Annotated in this window: 1 pseudogene; it reads left to right on the forward strand. The window is 71.1% G+C overall.

The features are described from left to right. Positions 1–532, forward strand: a pseudogene (locus JCM9942_RS17870) (AMP-binding protein); the annotation flags it as partial.

The raw sequence follows: 532 nt of genomic DNA on the forward strand, positions 1-532 counted from the left end.
CCAAGATCCGCGCGCTGATGCCGGCCGACGGCCAGTTCTGGACGCCCTATGGCGCCACCGAATGCCTGCCGGTGGCGGTGATCGAAGGCCGTGAGCTGGAGGCGACCCGCGCGGCGACCGAAAGTGGTGCCGGCACCTGTGTCGGCGCGGTGGTGGCGCCCAACCAGGTGCGCATCATCGCCATCACCGATGAACCCATCGCCAACTGGAGCGGTGTGCGCGAACTGCCCGTGGGCGAGGTCGGCGAGATCACCGTGACCGGGCCCACCACCACCGACAGCTATTTCAACCGGCCGCAGGCCACCGCCGCGGCCAAGATCCGCGAGGTGCTGGCCGACGGCAGCGAGCGCATCGTGCACCGCATGGGCGATGTGGGCTGGTTCGATGCGCAGGGGCGGCTGTGGTTCTGCGGGCGCAAGACCCAGCGCGTGGAAACCGCCACCGGGCCGCTGTACACCGAGCAGGTCGAGCCGGTGTTCAACACCGTGCCCGGCGTGCGTCGCACCGCGCTGGTCGGCGTGGGGCCGCTGGG

The organism is Stenotrophomonas pictorum JCM 9942, from assembly GCF_001310775.1.
Taxonomy (GTDB): domain Bacteria; phylum Pseudomonadota; class Gammaproteobacteria; order Xanthomonadales; family Xanthomonadaceae; genus Stenotrophomonas; species Stenotrophomonas pictorum.